3 protein-coding genes are annotated in these 5062 nt (G+C 72.7%); 1 reads left to right on the forward strand and 2 read right to left on the reverse strand.

Annotated features, from left to right (window positions below; translation table 11 throughout):
* Positions 1-137: 137 nt before the first annotated feature.
* Together ACWEKM_RS45715 and ACWEKM_RS45720 are read right to left on the reverse strand one after the other, a co-directional pair.
* Positions 138-1382 (reverse strand): sugar ABC transporter substrate-binding protein, encoded by a 1245-nt coding sequence (locus ACWEKM_RS45715; protein WP_451627229.1) that lies wholly within the window; start codon positions 1380-1382, stop codon positions 138-140.
* 177 nt (positions 1383-1559) lie between these two features.
* Complete coding sequence (locus tag ACWEKM_RS45720; RefSeq protein ID WP_451627230.1) at positions 1560-2630, reverse strand: LacI family DNA-binding transcriptional regulator; 1071 nt, start codon at positions 2628-2630, stop codon at positions 1560-1562.
* A gap of 131 nt (positions 2631-2761) precedes the next feature.
* On the opposite strand from ACWEKM_RS45720, the gene ACWEKM_RS45725 reads away from it, so the two are divergent.
* Positions 2762-4900: an amylo-alpha-1,6-glucosidase gene (locus ACWEKM_RS45725; RefSeq protein ID WP_451627231.1), complete on the forward strand. Its 2139-nt coding sequence runs from the start codon at positions 2762-2764 to the stop codon at positions 4898-4900.
* Positions 4901-5062 lie beyond the last annotated feature (162 nt).

The following is a 5062-nucleotide window of genomic DNA, read 5'->3' on the forward strand; positions in this document are numbered from 1 at the left end:
GCCCCGCCGGGCGCATCAGGCGCGCCCGGCGAACCGGTCGACCGGGAACGTGCCGCGGCACGCGGCAGTCCGGAGCCGGAGGAACCGTCGCCGCGGGGGTGGTCCGCGGCGCGGGTGGTGCGGGAGGACATGATGGCTCAGTCGCCCTTCGCCATCGCCTGCTCGCCGTTGCTCTGGAGGTCGGCGAGGATCTTCTTCGGGTCGGCGGTGCGCAGCGCCTGCAGATCGGTGTTGAACTGGCTGAGCACCTTGTCGAATCCGGCGATGGTCACCGGGCCCTGCGCGTACGTGGCGCCGTCCACCCATGCCTTGGCCTCCGGCACGCGCTGCGCGTACGTGGCCAGCGAGCTGGTGCGGGAGGGCATGACACCGAAGGCGTCCGCGAACTTCAGCTGCTGCTCACCGGAGCTGAGGTACTTCACCAGATCCACGCCGGCCGTCCGGTGTGCGCTCTCGGCGGCCACGCCCCAGCAGTTGCTGAAGGCGAGCGTGCCCTTGCCGGCCGGTCCCGCGGGCAGCTCCACGACCTTGTACTTGACGTCCGGGTAGTCGGCCTTCATGGCTCCGGCCAGCCAGTTGCCCTCGATCGTCATCGCGGCCTTGCCCTTGCCGAGGGCCTCGCCGCCCCAACTGGTGTCGACGCCCTGGGCGTACTTCATCGAACCCGACTTCAGCAGCGACTGCGCGAAGTCGAGGCCCTCCGCGTTCTTGGGGCCGGCGGCGGTCATCTTCGTCTGCCGTGCGTCGGTGACCCAGCCGCCCGCCTCCTTCATGAAGACGCCGAGCCGCTGGTACTCGTTGGTGGTGACCAGACCGGTCACCCCGTCACCGGTGAGCTTGTCCGCGACCTGCTTCAGCTCGGCCCAGGTGGTCGGGTAGTCCTTGTCGGTCAGTCCGGCCTTCTGCCACAGCTCGGTGTTGATGGCGAGGCCCAGCGTGGAGGTGTCCTTCGGCAGACACATCAGCCGTCCCTCGTAGGAGAAGGAGGAGCGCAGCTGCGCCGAGAAGTCGTCCGCGTCCTTGATCTGGTCGCCGTACGCGTACAGCGAGCCTGCCTTGGCGTAGTTGGCGAACTGGTCGGAGTTGACGTAGAAGACGTCCGGCGGCTTGTGCCCGGCGAATGCCTGCGCCAGCTGCTGGTTCATGTCCTTGGCGACCTCCACGGTCACCGTGTTGCCGGACTTCTTCTCGTAGGCGGCCGTCGCCTCCTTGACGGCCTTGGTCTCGGCGTCGCCCGACGTGGCGATGAGCACTGTCAGGTGCTGCTTGGCGCCGGAGTCCTGCTTGGTCTCCTTGCTGTCGCCGAAATTCGACGAACAGCCGGTGGCGGCCATGAGAGCCGCGCAGGTGGCGAGGGCTGCGGCGGCCGTGCGGGTGGTCATTGCTTCCTCCGTGTACTCGGGATGGGACGTGCGGCTCCACCCGGGCGACGCGGCGGACCGCGATCCGGGGTGGGGAGGAGAAGAGGAGAGGTGTGGGGCCCGTGCGGGCCGGTGTGCGAGGGATCGGGCAGGTGTGTGAGGGATCGGGCCGGTGTGCGAGGGCTCGGTGGACGGCGTCTAGGGGGTCGCCGGTCCGCCCGGACCGGCATCTGCGCCGTGCACGCTGTCGCGTACGACCAGCGACGGTGCCAGCAGCACCCGTTCCGGGGGCGCACCCGCGTCGGCGATCCGGGCCAGCAGCAGGCGCAGGCACTCCCGGCCGACCGCCTCCAGCGGCTGCTCGATCGAGGACAGCGCGGGTGAGAGGAGCGCGGCGGTCGGGGAGTCGTCGAAGCCGATCACGGCGACGTCCCGGCCCGGCGCGGCGCCGCGCTCGCGCAGCGCGTGGTAGCAGCCCAGGGCGAGCGTGTCGCTGGCCGCGACCACGGCCGTCGCGCCCGCGTCCAGGAGCGGTTTGACCGCGTTGTGCGCGGCCTCGATGTCGTTGACGCTCTGTGCGCGCCGCGCCCGCGTGGGCAGTCCGTGCCGGCGCATCGCGCGCTGCCAGCCCGTGGCCCGGTCGTCACCGACGTCGGAGCCGCGAGGCCAGCCGAGGAAGGCGATCCGGCGGTGCCCGAGGGCGAAGAGGTGCTCCACCGCGGCCGCCGTACCCGAGGCGCCGTCCACATCGACCCAGTCGCCGACCGGCCGCCCCGACCACATCCGGCCGAAGCCGACGAACGGCACGCCCCGCTTGGCGAGCCATGCCTGGCGGGGATCGTGGCGCGCAGTCCCGCTGAGCACGAACCCGTCGACCTCGTGCTGTCCGAGCAGTTCCTCGTACCCCTCCAGCGTGGGTTCGCCGTCCGGGCTGGCGAACAGCAGCATCCGGTATCCGGCCTCGTCCGCGGCCTGGGACAGGGCGTGCAGAAAACGGTCCATGATCGGGGCCGTGGTGCCGGACGGGGAGGGCTGGATGCCGTAGCCGATCAGCTTGCTGGAGCGGGTGCGCAGCGTCTGTGCGGCGCGGCTCGGCCGGTATCCCATCTCGTCGACGGCCTGCCGTACCCGCTGCAGGGTCTCGGGGCGCAGCAACTGCGGGGAGTTGAGCGCGTTGGACACCGTCTGTGGGGAGACACCGGCCCGGCGGGCGACCATGGCGAGGGTGACCGGGCCCTGGGGGGCCGGGGAACGCGGGGTGCGGGGCATACGGGTCTCCGACAGGAAAGGGCCGTGCAGAGCCCTGGTGGATCGATTTGAGCGTTCCAAAAGCATTGTCATCGCTCTGAAGAGCAGATTAATGTCGTTGGAACGATCTAACGCTGAGAGGTTCTTCTCTTTTGGACACTACTGTCAAGCCCCAGGACACAGGCGACCCGGAATCGGGGGCGGCGGACACCACCGAGGGACTGCAGCCGTTCCTGCACGACGCGGTCGTCACACTCTGCGCGCCCAGCTTCGCGCTCTCCCGCCCGGACGGGCAGATCGAACACGGCGTCGACGGATTCTTCCACGGCGACGTCAGAGCCCTGTCCCGGCTGACCGTCGCGGTCGACGGCATCCCGCTCGCGCCGGTCACCGGCGGCCTCGTCGGCGCCGACCGGGCAGGGTTCCGGGCGATCCTGCGCGGGCTCGGCGAGAGCACCCCGGACCCGGCCGTGGAACTGCACCGCCGGCGCACCGTCACGGCCGGCCGGCTGACGGAGGAGTTCACGGTCGTCAACGCCGGCCGGCAGCACGTGGCCTTCCGGCTCACCGTCACGGCCGGAACCGACCTGGCCCTCATGGAACGCGTCAAGTCAGGCGACCGCCAGGACCTTGTCCCGGCGCGGCCCGCCGACGGCTCCACACTGGCCTGGTCCCGCGACGCCGTCACCGTGCGGCTGGCCGCCGAGCCGGCCGCCGACCGGCTCGACGCCGAGACCGGGCGCCTGGCCTACGACGTCGAACTGGATCCCGGCACCAGTTGGACGGCGACGCTCCACTGCACGGCCGCCCACGCGGACGGCGACCAGTTCCCGGCGCCCGCGGCCGACGCCCTGCCGTGGCGCACCCCCGCGCTGCGCTCCGCGGACCGGCGCTACGACCACTGGCTGCAACAGTCGGTGGCCGACCTGGACCGGCTGCGCCTGACCGACCCGCGGTCGGACGAGGACGGCGCGGCGCCGGCCGGCCGCGTGGACCAGTTCCTCGCCGCAGGTGCCCCCTGGTTCCTCACCCTCTTCGGCCGCGACTCCCTGTGGGCCGCCCGGATGCTGCTCCCGCTCGGCACCGAACTCGCCGCCGGCACCCTGCGCACCCTCGCCCGCCGCCAGGGCGCCGTCGTCGACCCGGCCACCGAGGAGCAGCCGGGCAAGATCCTGCACGAAGTACGGCGCAGCGCCCAGGAGTTCGCGGACACGTTCACGCTGCCGCCGGTGTACTACGGCACGGTGGACGCGACCCCGCTGTGGATCACCCTGCTGCACGACGCCTGGCGCTGGGGCCTGGCCCCGGAGCAGGTCGAACCGCTTCTGCCGCATGCCGAGTCGGCGCTCGCCTGGATGCGCGACCACGGCGACGCAGGCGGCGACGGCTTCCTGAAGTACGTCGACCTGACCGGCCGCGGCCTCGCCAACCAGGGCTGGAAGGACTCCGGGGACGCCGTCCGGCACCAGGACGGCCGCCTCGCCGAGCCGCCCATCGCGCTGTGCGAGGTCCAGGCGTACGCGTACGAGGCCGCGCGCGGCGGCGCGGCCCTGCTCCGGGCGTTCGGCCGGACCGGCGCGGACGACTGGGAGGAGTGGGCCGAGCGCCTCGCCGCGCGCTTCCGCGACCGCTTCTGGGTCGAGGACGCCGACGGCCCCTACCCGGCGCTCGCGCTGGACCGCGACGGCAGGCCCGTCGACGCGATCACCTCCGGATTCGGGCACCTCCTCGGCACGGGCCTGCTGAACCAGGAGGAGAGCGCGCTGCTGGCCGCCCGGCTGACCCGCCCCGACCTCGACTCCGGGCACGGTCTGCGCACCCTCAGCAGTGCCGCGACGGGCTTCAACCCGTACGGCTACCACATCGGCTCCGTCTGGCCGCACGACACGGCGATCGCCGTGCACGGCCTGGTCAGGGCCGGCTTCGCGGATGCGGCGGCGCCCCTTGCGGCGGGTCTGCTGACCGCCTCGACGGCCTTCGAGGCCCGCCTTCCCGAACTCTTCGCCGGCCACGGCGACCAGGCCGGAGCGCGGCCCGCCCCCTACCCCGCGTCCTGCCGCCCGCAGGCATGGGCGGCGGCGGCGTCGGTGCATGTGCTGCGCGCCGGGTTGGGGCTGGACGCGGACGTGCCCGGCGGCACGCTCACCGTGGCGCCCGGATTCGCCCGCTCCTTCGGTCCGTTGACGGTCACCGGGCTTGAGGTCGGCGGGGAGCAGCTCGACATCACGGTGGCCGCGGACGGCACGGTGAGCACACGGGCGCCGGAAGGGCTGAGGGTGATCACCGGCTGAACCCGGCAGACAGGACAGGGCAGGACACGGCAGGGCGCCCGGAGTTTCCGGGCGCCCTGCGCACCTGGTCGGTCTGCCGCCGGGTACGGGTCCACGCGGCCGGCGGCACCGCGAGGCCGCGGGCCACGGCCCGGCGCCGCCGCCCCGGAACGGCTGGCACAG

It is taken from the genome of Streptomyces sp. NPDC004752, from assembly GCF_053601275.1.

Excerpts from the sequence above, each read along its gene's own strand:
- ACWEKM_RS45720 (WP_451627230.1), bottom strand. The coding sequence starts at position 2,630 with ATGCCCCGCACCCCGCGTTCCCCGGCCCCCCAGGGCCCGGTCACCCTC.
- ACWEKM_RS45715 (WP_451627229.1), bottom strand. The coding sequence starts at position 1,382 with ATGACCACCCGCACGGCCGCCGCAGCCCTCGCCACCTGCGCGGCTCTC.